Source organism: Streptomyces sp. SN-593, assembly GCF_016756395.1.
GTDB classification, from domain to species: Bacteria; Actinomycetota; Actinomycetes; order Streptomycetales; family Streptomycetaceae; genus Actinacidiphila; species Actinacidiphila reveromycinica.
In genome coordinates this window covers 2,690,082-2,705,561 of the sequence record NZ_AP018365.1, presented here as the reverse complement: position 1 = coordinate 2,705,561, position 15,480 = coordinate 2,690,082, and the positions used below count along the sequence as shown (strand labels likewise).

The following is a 15,480-nucleotide window of genomic DNA, read 5'->3' as shown; positions in this document are numbered from 1 at the left end:
GTGCTGATCCAGTTCGTGCTGCTGGCCGCGGTGGTGGTGCTGCTCGCGGTGTTCATGCGCAGTTGGAACACCACCAGGACCCGGGCGGGCAAGCGGATCGCCTTCCTCGCCTTCTGCTTCCTCAACGCGTACGCGGTGCTGCGGCCCGGCGACACGACGAAGGCCGCGCACCTGCTCGGCGTCGGCCGCGGCACCGACCTGGTGCTGTACCTGCTGGTGGTCGGTGTGACCGCGCTGGCGCTCAACACCTACCTGCGGTTCCGCGCCATGGAGCGCAGGCTGACCGAACTCGCCCGTGACGCCGCCCTGCGCACGGCCCACCGCCCCGAGCCCGGGCGGCCGCTGGCCGCCATGGAAGGCGAACACTCCCCGTGACCGACACGCTCGACATCATGCTGCCCTACTACGGCGACCCCGCGCTGATGCGCGACGCCGTGCGCAGCGTCCTCGCCCAGACCGACCCGGACTGGCGGCTGACCGTCGTGGACGACGACGACCGCCCCGGCGTGCCGGAGTGGTTCGCCGGCCTGGACGACCGCCGGGTGCGCTACTTCCGCAACGAGCGGAACCTCGGCGTGACCGGCAACTTCCGCCGCTGCGTGGAGCTCGCCGACTACCCGTACACCGTGCTGATGGGCAGCGACGACCTGATGCGCCCCTGCTACGTCGCCACGGTGCGGGCGGCCCGCGACGCCATGCCCGGCGCCGCGATGTACCAGCCGGCGGTGCGGGTGGTCGACGGCGAGGGCCGTCCGGCGCGCACGCTGGTCGACACCGCCAAGCGGCGGCTGTACTCGGCGGCGCCCGACCGGCGCGCGCGGCTCGGCGGGGAGGCGCTCGCGGTCAGCCTGCTGCGCGGCAACTGGCTGTACTTCCCGGCCATGTGCTGGCGCTCCGACCTGCTCAAGGAAATCGGCTTCCGCACCGACCTGACGGTCGTGCAGGACCTCGCGCTGGTCATGGAACTGCTACTGCGCGGCGAGGAACTGGTGACCGACCCGGAGGTCGGCTTCGACTACCGGCGGCACCGGGCGAGCGAGTCCTCGCTCCAGGCGGTCAGCGGCTCCCGGTTCGAGGAGACCCGCCGGCTGCTGCTCGAACTCGCCGCCGACTTCGACGCGCTGGGCTGGCGCCGCGCCGCGCGGACCGCCCGCCGCCACCTGTCCACCCGGCTGCACGCGCTGCTGATGGTGCCGGGCGCGCTGCGCGGACGCCGGCTCGACGCGGCCCGCGAGCTGACCGGGCACGCCTTCGCCCGGGCGTCCCGTCCGGCCGCGCCGGAGACGGCGCGGTGAGCGCGCCGAAACCGCTGGGAGAAGGCCGCCCCGACGCCCCCGCGGACCCGCGCCCCGCGGACCCGCCCCCGGCGGATCGGGCGGGCGTCGGACCTGCCCCCCGACCGGCGCCTGGTCTGGACACCGGACCGGCGTCGGAGCACGCGGCCCGGGCCCACACCCCCGCGTCCGGCCCCCCGGCGTCCGGCGCCCCCGCGTCCGGCACCGGAGGGGGCTCCGCCGGCCTTCCCGCGGGGGCGACCGCTCTCACCCCGCGCAGCGGCCCGCGGCCGCCCTGGTGGTCACCCGCCCGCGTCCCCGCCCGCCTGCGGTTCCCGCTCGGCGTCTACGCCCTCTGCCAACTGCTGCTGTTCGGCTGGTGGGCCGCCTTCTACCCGGGCCGGGTCACCGGCGACAGCCTCACCTACCTCTACGAGGTCAGCACCTCCCACTGGCGCGCGGACCACTCGGTGGCCTACGACGCGCTGCTGTGGATCTCGCTCCAGGTCACCGGCGGCGTCGCCGCCCTCACCTTCGTCCAGACCGTCGCCATGGCCGCCGCGCTGGCGTACGTCTGCGCGTCGCTGCGCGACCTCGGTGTGCACGGGCGCTGGAGCGCGGTCGCCGCCGCGGTCGTCGCCGCGGCCCCCATGACCGGGTCGTTCACGGTGTACGTCTGGAAGGACGTCGCCTACACCGTCGCCACCCTGGTCGCCTTCGGCGCGGTGGTCCGGCTCACCGCCCGCCGGCTGCGCCGCGAGCACGCCGTCCGCGACCGCTCCCTGCGCCGGCAACTGCTGACCCTGGCCGCGGGCTGCCTGGGCATCGGCCTGTTCCGCAACAACGGCTTCCCGGTGATCATCGCCGCCGGAGTGCTGCTGGTGCTGCTGCTGCCGGGCATGCGCCGCCGGATCGCCGTGGCGACCGCGGTGCCGCTGGTGCTGACGCTCGGCATGAACAACCTCCTGTACCCGGCGCTCGGCGTCCAGATGCCGCGCGCGGACGAGGTGTACGCCTTCAACTACGCCGACATCGGCGTCGTCTACGCCGAGCGGCCCGACGTCTTCTCCGCCGCGGACCTGCGGCTGCTGCGCGGCATCGCGCCGCTGTCGCACTGGCGCGGACCGGGCGGCGACTGCCACGTGGCCGACCCGCTCATGCACGAGCCGCTGGACCGCTTCAAGGCCGGCCGGGAGAACGGGCAACTGCTCGCCCTGTGGGGGCGCCTGCTCACGCACCACCCGACACTGGTCATCGGCGCGCGCCTGTGCCGTGCCGACATCGCCTGGGCGTTCACCGGCCACACCGGCATGTACCCGGCGTCCAACCGCGACGTGCTGCGCAGTTGGTCCGCCTACGGCCTGGACTCGGTCCAGCAGCTCCCGTACCACGCCTCGCTGCGCGACGCCCCGCTGTCGTACAAGCTGGACCACGCCGCGACCAGGGCCTTCGAGTGGACGAAGGCGCCGGACCGGGCACCGCTGCTGTGGCGGGGGGTGAACTGGACCTACCTCGGCTACCTGCTGGTCGCGGTGGCCGCGGTGCGGCGCCGCAGGTACGAACTGCTGGCGCTGGCGGCGCTGCCGGTCGCGTTGCAGGCGACGGTGCTCGCGGCCAACCCGTCGCCGCTGTGGCGCTACATGTGCGCCGCGCTGTTCGTGGGAGTCCTCACGGTCCCGGTCGTCGCGCTGGCCGGCCCCGGCCGGGCGCCCTGGGAGCGTGCGGGGGTGGCCCCGCCGGACGCCGTGGCCGGACCGTCCGCCGAGGGAGGCCGGGACACGGCGCCGGCGACGGGGCACCGGACGTGAGGGATCAGCTCACGGACGCGATCTGCCGGCGGATCGCCTCGAAGGACGAGCGGCCGCGGCGGACGTTGCGGGCGCGCACGAGCGCGGGCCAGAAGGGGGCGCGCAGCAGCGTCTCCGGGTTGACCGCGTTCTTGCGCAGCAGCAGCTCCTCCGGGATGTCCTGCGGGTCCTCGGTGGCGTACTCCGCGACGATCTTGTCGTAGTTGTCCTTCAGCACCGTGTTGGTCGGGTCGGCGCCGAAGATCGCGGTGACGCCGGTCTTCACGGTGTCCACGTCGACCACCGTGAGGTCGGGACGGTAGCGGCGCAGCACCTGGGCGACCTTGAAGACGTCGCCGGCCCAGTCCCGGGTGTGGCGGTCGCGGGCGGCCTCGTCGACGTTGCGCGGCAGCATGTCGTCGAAGACGATCACGCTCGACCAGCGGGAGTGCTTCTCGACGTTGATGAAGTCGCGCAGCGCGTACTCGAAGATGTGCATGCCGTCGATGAACGACAGCTCCAGCACCGGGTCGCCGACCAGGGCCAGCGGGTCGCGGCGGCCCAGCGCACGGAACGGGTTGCGTCCCGGGCGCAGGTGCAGCAGGGGGTCCTTGCGGTGGAAGAAGGCGTCACTGGTGGCACGCACCAGGTGGACGTCGCAGCTGATCGACTGGGTGAGCTTGAAGGCCGGGTCGATCGCGACGGACGGTACCCGGGACAGCGCGAGGCTCTTCCCGTCGTTGACGCCGATCTCCAGGTAGTTGCGCGGCTTGTAGACCTTGTGCAGCCTGCGCAGGAACTCGTGACGGTGCACTGGTACAACCCCTCGATGCTTTCGCATGTGGTTCGGTGGGAGTAATGGAGTGACGCTAGCGCGTGCTCCGCCGTACCGACATCGTTCAGCGGAACTTTGTCGAATCCTCAGACACTCATGGCGGATCAGGCGTCCGCGGCGCTTCCACCGGCCGTGGAGCGCAGTTGCGCGGCGAAGGCCAGGCAGTCGTCGTAGGACGGCAGCAGGCCCTGCGCGCGGGCCTCGGCGAGGGTGGGCGCCTGCGCGTCCTTCTCCGACAGCAGCGGCTCCACGTCCGAGGGCCAGGCGATGCCCAGCTCCGGGTCGAGCGGGTTGATGCCGTGCTCGCGGCCGGGGGCGTACCCGGCCGAGCAGAGGTAGACCACCGTCGCGTCGTCGGTCAGCGCCATGAACGCGTGGCCCAGACCCTCGGAGAGGTAGACCGCGTGGTGCAGGTCGTCGTCGAGCCGCACCGCCTCCCACCGGCCGAAGGTGGGCGAGCCGACCCGGATGTCCACGATCACGTCGAGCACCGCGCCGCGCACGCACTTGACGTACTTCGCCTGGCTCGGCGGCACGTCCGCGAAGTGCACCCCGCGCAGCGTGCCGCGGCTGGACACCGAGCAGTTGGCCTGCACCAGGTCCAGCCGGTGCCCGAGCGACTCCTCGAAGTCGTCGGCACGGAACCACTCGTGGAAGCTCCCCCGGCTGTCCGGGAAGATCTTGGGCTCGTGCACGAAGGCACCGGCGATGTCGAGCTGCCGCATGCGGATCACGTCCTTGCAGGTTCTTGAGCGGGTGGGGAGGGGGTGGGGGGAAGGCGGACGGGCGGGCGGGGGAGCGGCGGCAGGACCACCCGTGAGGAGTACGGGGCCCGCCCGCACCGCGGCAACCCGTACGAGTGAACACCTGCCGCGGCGGTTCCGCAGCCCCGCGCGTCCCTCGGGCCGGTCCGGCGGATCCTGCCGCGCTCGCGGCAGGATCCGGCCGCGGGCCCTAGGCGCCGAGGCGGGCGGCCATCCGGCGCAGCTTCTTGCGGGAGGTGGGCGCGAGCCGCCGCATCACCGGACCGCCGATCCGCTTGAGCATGCTGCGCTTGGCCGTCCGGCGCCGCTGCGCCTGGGCCTCGCGGGCGGTGGCCGGGTCCACGGTGTCCAGACCCTCGACCGGGTGCATCCGGCCCCGGTCGTCGATCCGCACCTGCCCGATCTTCAGCTCGGGACCCGACGCGGCGCCGTCCAGCCGCGCCGAGAGCTGCCAGGTGCCCGGGCGCAGCCCGGTGTACGGCGCGGAGTCCTCCTTGGCGTCGGCCGGCCGCAGGTGCACCCGCCCGCCCACCGGTTCCAGCACGGCGGGCAGCCCGGCGAAGGCCGCGTCCGGGCCGGTGCCGCGCAGCACCAGCCAGGCGCGGGACGCGGCGGTGCCCGGGTGCGAGACCGCGGCGAGCTCCAGCTCCATCCGGTCGCCCGGCATCCGCAGCACCTCGCGGCGGGCGAGCGCGTCGCCGAGCTTCTTGCCGCGCCGCGCCACGTCCAGCGTGAGGTTGCCGTGCGGGTCGGTGAAGTACGGCACGGTGAGCTGGGCCGGCTCGCCGAGCAGCGCGGGCAGGCACGCCTCGTCCACACCCGGTGCCCGGTCGGCGCCGAGCCGGGCCTTGCGGACCAGGCCGAGGCCGCGCACCGGCACCCACACGTCCCACATGCCGCGGGCGAGCGCGTCACGGCCCTTGACGGCCTTGGGGTCGAGGAAGCCGGTGCCCCGCAGCACCACCTCGCACAGGGTGCCCTCCGGGCCGCCCTCGACGGCCGGCAGCTCCTCCACCTCGGTGGTGAACTCCGCGGGGCACGACCACTCCACCGCGGTCTCCCGGTCGCGGAGGCTGACCTCGGCGCGGTAGCCCTCGATCTCGTCCGTGACGTCGATCAGCTCGCCGTCGTCCAGCAGGTCGCGGTGGAAGTCGGGGTGCAGGAAGTAGCGGTCGTCGCGGCGCAGCAGCGCCAGCGGCTTCTTCTCGTCGCCCCACACCAGGCGGGCGGTGACGGCGATGGAGATCCGCCCGTCGATCCAGCGGAAGTCCTCCAGCCGGGCGGCACCCTTGACCGAGGAGGCGCGGCGGGCGACCTCGACCAGCTCCTCGCGCCGGTCGCGGCGCAGCAGGGTGGAGCGCAGCCGCAGGACGGCGCCGAGCCCGTCGTGCACCCCGTCGTTGACGAAGTCGCGGGCCACGTCGTTGACCGCGTCGATCATCTCGTCCCGGTAGTCCGGGGTGTACTTCAGCACCGACGGCTCGCTGAGCCGGCCGAGCATCTCGACCCGGTAGAAGCGCCGCAGCAGCTCGTCCCGGAAGGCGCCCGGCTCGGTGTTGGCCACCACCACGTCGAGGACCTCGCGCAGGTTGCCGTAGTAGCCGGTGGGCACGATCTTCGCGGAGCCGGCGTTCTTGCCGTCGTCGCGCCTGGAGTAGTGGTAGCAGGTGTAGTCGCCGAGGATGGAGACGACCTTCGCGGGGAAGTACGCCTCCATCATGTAGAGCTGGTCCTCCAGCCGCCGCTTGCCCTCGGGGTAGGCGATGCCGTTCTCGCGCAGGAACTGGGTGCGGAACATCTTGTGCGGCGTGAGGCTGTCCACGAGCGGCGCGTCGTGGATCGTGCACTTCTCCCGGGTGACCCGGAAGACGCCGTGCGGGACGCCGCGGAAGTTGCTGGCGACCTTGCCGAAGACGATGTCCGAGCCGTTGCGGTGGCCCATGTCGTACAGCCGGCGCAGGGCGTCGGGCGTCATGTAGTCGTCCTGGTCGACGAAGTGCACGTACTCGCCGCGTGCCTGCTCGACGCCGGTGTTGCGGGGCTTGCCCGGCCATCCGGAGTTCGGGATGTGGATGACCCGCACCTGCGGGTGCTCCGCGGCGAGCTTGTCCAGTCTCGCGGGCGTGTCGTCGGTCGAGCCGTCGTTGACGAACAGCAGTTCCAGCTCGTCCGCCGGCAGCGTCTGCCCCAGCAGCGACGCGATGCACGGCTCTATGTATTTCCCGGGGTTGTAGACCGGGACGATGACGCTGACCTTGACCGACATCCTTGTTTCCGCCTCGCCTTTCGCAGCGCTGGTTCGGGCCGCTGGTATGTCCTTTTGAATCCTACGGGGACCGTGAGGGGCCGCCGGGTCGAGCACGGCCGTACATCAGGGGTACACCCTCGGTACACCGCACTCTGCGGTCAGACCGACCAGCGGGCGAAAGGATGTACGCCGACCGCCGATTGTGACCGTCGTCACGCAGTCCGGGGTCGGCGGGCCCGGCGCCGACCAGGCCGGGCGCGGATGTGACGGAGGCGCCGACACCGCTTCGTGCGGTGTCGGCGCCCCGGTGGCGTGCCGCCGTCGATCAGGTCAGGTCGGCGTACTGGCTCCAGCCGGCGCCGCCGATCGAGACCCGCGCCTTGAAGGTGCCGGTGCCGGTGCCCGCGTAGAAGTACAACCCGTTCGAGCTACGGGCCAGCAGGTCCGCGACCCCGTCGCCGTTGATGTCGCCGGGGGCGATCAGCTTGTTGTACTGGCTCCAGCCGGCGCCGCCGATCTGCTTCTTCGCGCCGAACGGCGCCGAGGCGCTGCCGGTACCGGCGTACAGGAACAGCCCCGCCGACGAGCGGGCGAGGATGTCCGCCTTGCCGTCGCCGGTGAGGTCGCCCGCGCCGACGATGGTGTTGAACTGGCTCCAGCCCGAGCCGCCGACCTGCACGCGGCCCTTCATCGACAGTCCGTTCCCGTCGCCGGCGTAGAAGTACAGCGCCGAGGAGTTGCGGGCGATCAGGTCGCCCTTGCCGTCGCCGTTCAGGTCGCCGGGCCCGACCACCAGGTTGTACGACGTCGAGCCGCCGGCGAGCATGTCGTCGTACTCGGCGTACTCGGCCAGGTTGTACAGGTGGCCGTCGTACAGGCCCTTGCCGATCAGGTCGGAGTTGCCGTCGGCGGTCAGCGAGGACACGTGGTACAGCCGGATGGCGCTGCGGTCGAAACCGGGGCCCACCTCGTACTTGGCGGTGAGCTTGCCGGTACCGGTGCCACCGTAGTAGTACAGCGTCCCGCCGGGGGTGTTGGCGTAGATGCCGTCCTTGCCGAACGACGGGTTGGCGCCGCCGCCCGCGAACTGCTGGACGTCGCCCCAGGGGGAGCCGACCGTGCCGCGCGTGGCGTTGAAGGTGCCGTTGCCGTTGCCCTCGTAGAAGTAGAGGGTGCCGTCGTAGGAGCGGGCGAGCAGGTCGTGGGTGCCGTTGCCGTCGTAGTCGCCGCCGCCGATGACCTGGTTGTACTGGTTCCAGCCGGTGCCGCCGATCTGGTACTTCGCGGAGAAGGCGGGGGTCGCCGCGCCGTTGCCGGTGTACAGCCACAGGCCGGCGGAGTTGCGGGCCACGACGTCGCCGATGCCGTCGCCGTTGAAGTCGCCGACGCCGACCAGCTGGTTGAACTGGTTCCAGCCCGCGCCGCCGATCTCCACGGCGGCGCCGAACGGCGCGCTCGGCTTGCCGGTGCCGGCGAAGAAGTACAGCCCGGTGGTGCTGCGGGCGAGCAGGTCCGGCCTGCCGTCGCCGTTGAGGTCGCCGGGCGTGAAGACCTTGTCGTACTTCTGCCAGCCGGTGCTGACCGTGGTGAAGTTCGCCAGGCCGTTGTCGCTCAGCGCGTTGGCGCCGTCGTGCACCCGCAGCGAACCGGTGGACGTGACCGTCAGTAGGTCGGGCCTGCCGTCGCCGGTGAGGTCACCGGGCAGCAGCAGGTCCTGGATCTGCGAGTTCTGGGGCTCGACGGCCGTGTAGTAGCCGTTGTCGCCGAGGTCCAGGGTGACCTCGCCGCTGGAGAACTTGTAGACGAGGTCGTCCGCGCCGTCGCCGTCGAAGTCGGAGGTGTGGGCCAGGGCGGCGGCCGCGGTGCGCGGCGCGGCGACCTTGGATCCGAGCTTCTTCGAGGTGCGGCCCGGCACCGTGAAGTGCGGCCGCTGCGCCGCCACGGTCGGCTGCTTGACCGGCCCGGGGACACCGGGCTCGTCCGCGGCCGCGGTGCCGCTCAGCGCGCCGGTGACCAGCAGGCCCGCGCAGCCGAGCACCGCGCAGGCGGCCGTGCGGCGGCCCTTGCGGCGAAAGGAGTTGGACACGTGTGTGTTCCTTCGTCGAGGAATGGTGTGCGGAGCACCACAGCGCCGGGCCACGTGTCGTGGGCGTGACCGCGCGGCGCGCAGGTACACCAGACCGCCGAAGTCCCCCCCGGGTGCTCCGACTTCATGTCCTACGCGTACATGTGGCCGAAGCGCAAGGTTTTTCTGTGAATTCGGTGAAGATCCGCTGTACCCGATGTGGCCCCCCGGTGGCGCCGCGCAGCTCCACCGGCCCGGCGGGCTCCCGCTGTTAGGGTGGGACGATGTGGTTGATCACCGGCGGAGCCGGATACATCGGGTCCCACGTCGTCAGGGAGTTGACCGCCGCGGGTGAGGGCGTCGTCGTCCTGGACGACCTGAGCGGTGGCGACCCGGTCCGGCTGCCCGCGGGCGTCCCCCTGGAACGCGGATCGGTGCTCGACGCGGAACTGCTGGCACGGGTGCTGCGTGATCACGCCGTCGACGGGATCGTGCACGTCGCCGCCAAGAAGCAGGTCGGCGAGTCGGTCGAGCGCCCCCTGTACTACTACCGGGAGAACGTCGAGGGGCTGCGCACCGTCCTCGACGCGGCCGCGGCCGCCGGCGTGCGCCGGTTCGTCTTCTCCTCCTCCGCGGCCGTCTACGGCCCGACCGACGCCGACCTGGTCACCGAGCGGACCCCCTGCGCCCCGATGAGCCCGTACGGCGAGACCAAGCTCGCCGGCGAGTGGCTCGTCGCGGCCGCCGGCAAGGCGCACGGCATGGCCACCGCGTCGCTGCGCTACTTCAACGTCGCCGGCGCCGCCTCCCCGGAACTCGCCGACACCGGGGTGTCGAACCTCGTGCCGATGGTCTTCCAGCGGCTCGCCGCCGGGCAGCCCCCGCTGGTCTTCGGCGACGACTACCCGACGCCCGACGGCACCTGCGTGCGCGACTACGTCCACGTCCGGGACGTCGCCTCCGCGCACCTGGCCGCCGCCCGCCGGCTCACCGCCGACCCGGACGCGGCCCTGGTGCTGAACATCGGCACCGGCGTCGGCGTCTCGGTGGCCGAGATGGTTGCGGTGATCGGCGAGGCGACCGGCCACACTGGTGTCACGCCCGAGGTCGGCCCGCGCCGCCCGGGCGACCCGGCCCGTGTCGTCGCCTCGGCCGAGGCGATCGCCGGGGAACTGGACTGGCGCGCGCGGTACGACGTCCGCCAGATGGTGGAATCGGCATGGGCGGGCTGGCAGGCGCGCCACCCCGGGTGACCGGCGGTGGGCGCGCGGCGGGTGGAACGGCGGACAGAGGGACGGCGCAGGTGGCAGCGGCGGCACGGCAGGACGTGGTGGAGGCCCGCAGGGTCGTGGTGAAGGTCGGCTCGTCGTCGCTGACCACGGCCGCCGGCGGGCTGGACGCGGACCGGGTGGACGCCCTGGTCGACGTCCTCGCCAAGACCCGCGAGGACCGCGAGGTGGTCCTCGTGTCCTCCGGCGCCATCGCCGCCGGGCTGGCGCCGCTCGGCCTGGCCCGCCGCCCCCGCGACCTGGCCCGTCAGCAGGCCGCCGCCAGCGTCGGCCAGGGCCTGCTGGTCGCCCGCTACACCGCCTCCTTCGCCCGGTACGGCATCCGTGTCGGCCAGGTGCTGCTCACCTCCGACGACGTCAGCCGCCGCACCCACTACCGCAACGCCTACCGCACGCTCGACCAACTGCTCGCCATGGGCGCCCTGCCGGTCGTCAACGAGAACGACACGGTGGCGACCGACGAGATCCGGTTCGGCGACAACGACCGGCTCGCCGCCCTCGTCGCCCACCTGGTCCGCGCGGACCTGCTGGTGCTGCTCTCCGACGTGGACGGCCTCTACGACGGCGACCCGCGCACCCCCGGCACCAGCCTGGTGGGCGAGGTCACCGGGCCGGGCGACCTCGCCGGGATCTCCATCGGCAGCGCGGGCCGGGCCGGCGTCGGCACCGGCGGCATGGCCACCAAGGTCGAGGCGGCCGGCATCGCCACCGGCGCCGGGGTGCCGGTGGTGCTCACCTCCACCGTGCACGCCGCCGACGCGCTGGCCGGCCGGCCGACCGGCACGTACTTCCACCGCACCGGCAAGCGTTCCGCCGACCGGCTGCTGTGGCTCGCGCACGCCTCCACCCCGCGCGGCTCGCTGCGGCTGGACGCGGGGGCGGTGCGCGCCGTCACCGAGCGGCACAGCTCGCTGCTGCCGGCCGGGCTCACCGGCGTCGAGGGCGACTTCACCGCGGGCGACCCGGTGGACCTGCTCGACGAGGCCGGACACGCGGTCGCCCGCGGTCTGGTCAACTTCGACGCCCGCGAGCTGCCGCGGCTGCTCGGCCGCTCCACCCGTGACCTGGCCAGGGAGCTCGGCCCGGCCTACGAACGCGAGGTGGTCCACCGTGACGACCTCGTGCTGCTGCGCCCGTAGCCGCCGGGCGCCGGCCCGGTCGGCACGGACCGCCGCCCGGTCGGGTCCGGTCCGGGCGCGCGCCCGGCGCGCCCACCGCGGCCAATCTCCGGGAAACCGCCCCGCCCGGCCGCGGAGCCTGGTCAACTGTGAAGCGGAGGAGTCGTCCGCGAGAGCGTGCGGGCGTGCTCGGGAACGTCACCCACAGGGAGGCCGCCGGTGAAACGAGGGCGCCCAGGGCACTCGTCCAAGGGGACGTCGGGGCGCGCGCTCGTCAGTGTGAGCAGCGGGCACGACGCCGGTACGGCCGGGGACGGCACCGGTACGGGTACCGAGGACGCCGGGACCGGGCACGACGACCCGCCTTCCGCCCGGTTGTGGCACGTCACGTTGAGCGTGTCCGGGCCCCGTACGCCGCTGGCCGAGGTCAGACGCGGGCTGGAACAGCTCGCGCACGACCACCCGTTCCTGCTCACCAGCCGCTACGCGACCGACCACGCGGAGATCCGCTACTGGGAGGAGGCCCGCGACCTCCACGATGCCGCTGCGCTGGCCCTGCGGTTGTGGGGGGAGCACCGTTCCACGGCGGGGCTGCCGCCCTGGGAGACGGTCGGCCTCGAAGTCATCGACCGCACCACCTACCACCAGCGCCTCGCCGAGGGCTACGGCCCGCCTCCGGCCGTCCCCGTCGGCGTCCACCCCTACTGACCGGGGTGCCCCCGTCCCCCCGGGCAGCCCCTTGCTGTCGGTTCCGGGACCACCTGCGGGTGGTGGCTGAGCCCCGTCCCCCCGGGCAGCCCCTTGCCGTCGGTTCCGGGACCACCTGCCGGTGAGGGGTTGCGCGCGCAGTTCCCCGCGCCCCTGGGCAAGCGCGGCCTGCCCGCCCAGCGCGGCCCGGGCGCCCCAGGGGGCGCGGGGAACTGCGCGACCAGCCCCGACGCACCGCACGATCCCGCCCTCCACAGCACCGACCGCCCCGGAGGGCACCCTCCACCGGCGGGGGAACCCGGGAACCGGCGGACCCGGCCACTCCGGGGGACTCTCCACCGGCAGGGAAACCCGGGAACCGGCGGGCCCAGCCGCCCCGGAGGGCACCCCACCACCGGGAGGTGGTCCCGGAACCGGCGGGACGGGGGCACCCGGGCGGGTCGCGGTACCCTGCACCGCATGGAACTGCCCTCGCCGCTCCCCAAGTCCCCGGTGCTGCTCGCCGCGTACCGCGCCCGTGCCGCCGCCGCGGACCTGGCCCCGCAGACCCGCGCGGCGAAGGACGACGCCCTGCTGGCCATCGCGGACGCGCTGATCGTCCGCACCCAGGAGATCGTCGCCGCCAACGCCGAGGACGTCGCCCGCGCCCGGGAGGCCGGCACGAGCGAGGCGATCATCGACCGGCTCACCCTGACCCGTGAGCGGGTCGCCGCGATCGCCGCCGACGTGCGGCACGTCACGTCGCTGCCCGACCCGGTCGGCGAGGTGCTGCGCGGCTCCACCCTCCCCAACGGCCTCGACCTGCGCCAGGTCCGGGTCCCGCTCGGCGTCGTCGGCATCATCTACGAGGCCCGCCCGAACGTCACCGTGGACGCCGCCGCGCTCTGCCTGAAGTCCGGCAACGCGGTGCTGCTGCGCGGCTCCTCCTCCGCGTACGCCTCGAACACCGCGCTGGTGACGGTGGTGCGCGACGCGATCGGCGGCGCCGGGCTCCCCGCCGACGCGGTCCAGCTCGTCCCCGGCGAGAGCCGCGACTCCGTCACCGAGCTGATGCGCGCCCGCGGCCAGGTCGACGTGCTGATCCCGCGCGGCGGCGCCGCCCTGATCCGCGCCGTGGTCGAGGGCTCCACCGTGCCGGTGATCGAGACCGGCACCGGCAACTGCCACGTCTACGTGGACGCCGAGGCCGACCTCGACACCGCCGTGCAGATCCTGGTGAACTCCAAGGCGCAGCGCCCCAGCGTCTGCAACTCCGCCGAGACCCTGCTGGTGCACCGCGACATCGCCGACCGCTTCCTGCCGCGCGCGCTCGACGCGCTCGCCGAGGCGGGCGTCACCGTGCACGGCGACCCGGGCGTGGTCGCGGCCGCGCGGGCGCACGACAGCAAGGCCACCGTGGTGCCGGCCACCGCCGAGGACTGGGAGACGGAGTACCTGTCGTACGACATCGCCGCCGCCGTGGTCGACTCGCTGGACGCCGCCGTCGCGCACATCCGGCTGTGGTCCTCCGGCCACACCGAGGCGATCGTGACCACCTCGCAGACCGCCGCCCGCCGCTTCACCCAGCTGGTGGACGCCGCCGCGGTGATGGTGAACGCCTCCACCCGGTTCACCGACGGCGGCCAGTTCGGCTTCGGCGCCGAGATCGGCATCTCCACCCAGAAGCTGCACGCGCGCGGCCCGATGGGCCTGCCGGAGCTGACCTCCACCAAGTACGTCGTCACCGGCGACGGCCACATCCGCTGACCGCCGCCGCACCCGCACCGGCCGTCCCGCCCGCCGCGGGCCGCCGGAGCGGGCGCGTACCACGGACCCGCCAGTGGCGCAGGTCCGCCGCACGGCGGACCGGGAAAGCCCTGCCCAAAAGGGCCTCTTCCGGCTTACTCTGAACAGATGCCGGACGATGACGAGTTCGCCTCCGTAGTCCTCGACGAGGAATTCGTACGGTCCGCTCTGTTCCACGAGCCCACGGCCAGGGAACGGATGCTTGCCGTCGCCGAAGGTCCCGCGCTGCCACCCGGCCGTCCCGGGCGGTACGGAAGCCGGGCCGCCGCCATGCCCGACCTGGAGGACGACTCCGTCCTCGAGTCGGACGAGCTCTACGCGCAGGGCCACCCGTACCGCGCCATCGGCACCCGCTGGCACCGGCCGGTCGCCTGGGCACTCGCCGTGGTGATGGGCATCGGCGTGGTCGCCCTGACCTTCGCCGCGGTCTACCGCGGGGCGGGCAACGGGCGCGCCACCACCCCGCCGCCCTCCCTCCCGCCCATCGGCACCTCGGCGACCCCGGCCCTCCACCTCGCCCCCCAACCCTGATCCGGCGTCAACTTGTCCGTTCCGAGGCCGCCTGTCCCCGTCCACACGGACTTAACCTTGTGGTATGAGCGGGCATGAGGACCCTCCCGAGGGCACGCCCGACGGCGTGCCGCCCGGGGGCGACGACGACAGCGAGTACCGATCCGTCGTGTTCGACGAGTCGTTCGTCAGGGCTGCCCGTATCCAGGAGTACTCGGCGCGCGAGCGGCTCGACGACGCGGCGCACGCGGTGCACGTCCGCCGCACCGCCCCGCAGGGCCTGGCCCGGCAGGCACTGGCCGTGTTCGTGCTGATCACGCTGGCGTTCGGCCTCGCCGTCTACATGGGGGTCCGCCACCCGTACCGCACCCCCACCCCCGCGGTCAGCGAGCAGATCCGGGTGAACGTGATACCCCTGGTGCCCCGGGGCACCGTCCCCGCCGTCTCGCCGAGCGCGCCCTTCGCCGGCAGCGCGGCGCAGGCGTACGGCCACGGCATCCGGGTGCCGACCGACGCGGCGCGGCGGATCGGCGGCTACGCCCAGAGCGAGGTCCAGGAGGCGCTGGACACCGCCAAGAAGTACCTGACCGTCACCTCGCTCGACCGCGACACGGTGCTCGCCGGCGACCTGGAGCCGGTGCGGGAGCTGCTGAGCCCCGGCCAGCGCGGCCAGTTCGACGCCACCCTCTCCCAGCCCAGCGACGACGGCAGCCACGCCGCCACCGGCTGGCTGGTGCGCTTCGACCCGAGCGCGAAGATCTCGCTGGCGGGCAGCGACGCCCAGGCCATCCGGGTGAACGACGGCGAGGTGCGCACCGCCGCGGCCGGCGGCGCGCTGGAGATCTCCTCCGACTACACCTTCTTCTACGCGCTGCACGGCGTCCCGGACACCGGGGTGTCCCTCTTCTCGGTCCGGCGCAAGCTGGTCTTCCACGCGGACCACACCGACCTGCGGCAGCACCACATCGAGGTGGTGGACGCCGAGGTCGAGGCGGGTCCGCTGGCCTGCACGGACTCCGTGGGCAGCTACTTCCGGCCAGTTCTCGCCGGCGACAGCGGCGGCCCGCTCGACGGCGTGGACCCCTACCGCCCCGACC

At 73.5% G+C, this 15,480-nt stretch carries 12 protein-coding genes and 1 pseudogene; 9 read left to right on the top strand and 4 right to left on the bottom strand.

Going from position 1 to position 15,480, the window contains the following annotated elements:
- From RVR_RS11115 to RVR_RS11105, 3 genes are read left to right on the top strand one after another with little or no spacing between them, the layout of a single operon-like run.
- Complete coding sequence (locus RVR_RS11115; RefSeq protein WP_202233695.1) at positions 1-375, top strand: DUF2304 domain-containing protein; 375 nt, start codon at positions 1-3, stop codon at positions 373-375.
- Entirely contained in the window at positions 372-1,295 is a 924-nt protein-coding gene (locus RVR_RS11110) for a glycosyltransferase family 2 protein (RefSeq protein ID WP_237404685.1), read from the top strand. The genes RVR_RS11115 and RVR_RS11110 overlap by 4 nt, the downstream gene beginning before the upstream one ends.
- The gene (locus tag RVR_RS11105; protein WP_202233694.1) at positions 1,292-3,082 is read left to right on the top strand and encodes a DUF6020 family protein; all 1,791 of its coding nucleotides are present in this window, start codon (positions 1,292-1,294) and stop codon (positions 3,080-3,082) included. Before RVR_RS11110 ends, RVR_RS11105 begins: the two co-directional genes overlap by 4 nt.
- A 4-nt stretch (positions 3,083-3,086) precedes the next feature.
- Here RVR_RS11105 and RVR_RS11100 read toward each other — a convergent pair whose 3' ends face one another.
- From RVR_RS11100 to RVR_RS11085, 4 genes are all read right to left on the bottom strand, one after another.
- Entirely contained in the window at positions 3,087-3,875 is a 789-nt protein-coding gene (locus RVR_RS11100) for a class I SAM-dependent methyltransferase (protein ID WP_202233693.1), read from the bottom strand.
- A gap of 125 nt (positions 3,876-4,000) precedes the next feature.
- A complete protein-coding gene (gene rfbC, locus RVR_RS11095; RefSeq protein WP_202233692.1) occupies positions 4,001-4,621 on the bottom strand; it encodes a dTDP-4-dehydrorhamnose 3,5-epimerase in 621 nt (206 codons plus the stop codon).
- A gap of 229 nt (positions 4,622-4,850) precedes the next feature.
- Positions 4,851-6,926, bottom strand: coding sequence for a glycosyltransferase family 2 protein (locus RVR_RS11090; RefSeq protein WP_202233691.1), 2,076 nt, complete (start codon positions 6,924-6,926; stop codon positions 4,851-4,853).
- A 307-nt stretch (positions 6,927-7,233) separates the two neighbouring features.
- Positions 7,234-8,994 carry an FG-GAP repeat domain-containing protein gene (locus RVR_RS11085; RefSeq protein ID WP_202233690.1) on the bottom strand — a complete coding sequence of 587 codons (1,761 nt, stop codon included), beginning with the start codon at positions 8,992-8,994 and terminating at the stop codon, positions 7,234-7,236.
- A 263-nt stretch (positions 8,995-9,257) separates the two neighbouring features.
- Between RVR_RS11085 and galE the strand changes: the two genes are divergently transcribed.
- From galE to RVR_RS39300, 6 genes and pseudogenes are all read left to right on the top strand, one after another.
- On the top strand, positions 9,258-10,226 hold the full coding sequence (galE, locus tag RVR_RS11080) for a UDP-glucose 4-epimerase GalE (RefSeq protein WP_202233689.1): 969 nt from the start codon (positions 9,258-9,260) through the stop codon (positions 10,224-10,226).
- Between the two features lie 95 nt (positions 10,227-10,321).
- Positions 10,322-11,401 (top strand): glutamate 5-kinase, encoded by a 1,080-nt coding sequence (gene proB / locus RVR_RS11075; RefSeq protein WP_237405286.1) that lies wholly within the window; start codon positions 10,322-10,324, stop codon positions 11,399-11,401.
- Between the two features lie 198 nt (positions 11,402-11,599).
- Positions 11,600-12,088 carry a hypothetical protein gene (locus RVR_RS11070; protein ID WP_202233687.1) on the top strand — a complete coding sequence of 163 codons (489 nt, stop codon included), beginning with the start codon at positions 11,600-11,602 and terminating at the stop codon, positions 12,086-12,088.
- A gap of 459 nt (positions 12,089-12,547) precedes the next feature.
- Positions 12,548-13,834 (top strand): glutamate-5-semialdehyde dehydrogenase, encoded by a 1,287-nt coding sequence (locus tag RVR_RS11065; protein WP_202233686.1) that lies wholly within the window; start codon positions 12,548-12,550, stop codon positions 13,832-13,834.
- Between the two features lie 147 nt (positions 13,835-13,981).
- On the top strand, positions 13,982-14,404 hold the full coding sequence (locus RVR_RS11060; protein ID WP_202233685.1) for an SCO2583/SCO2584 N-terminal domain-containing protein: 423 nt from the start codon (positions 13,982-13,984) through the stop codon (positions 14,402-14,404).
- A 64-nt stretch (positions 14,405-14,468) separates the two neighbouring features.
- Positions 14,469-15,455 (top strand): annotated as a pseudogene (locus RVR_RS39300) (SCO2583 family membrane protein); the annotation flags it as partial.
- Positions 15,456-15,480: the final 25 nt, after the last annotated feature.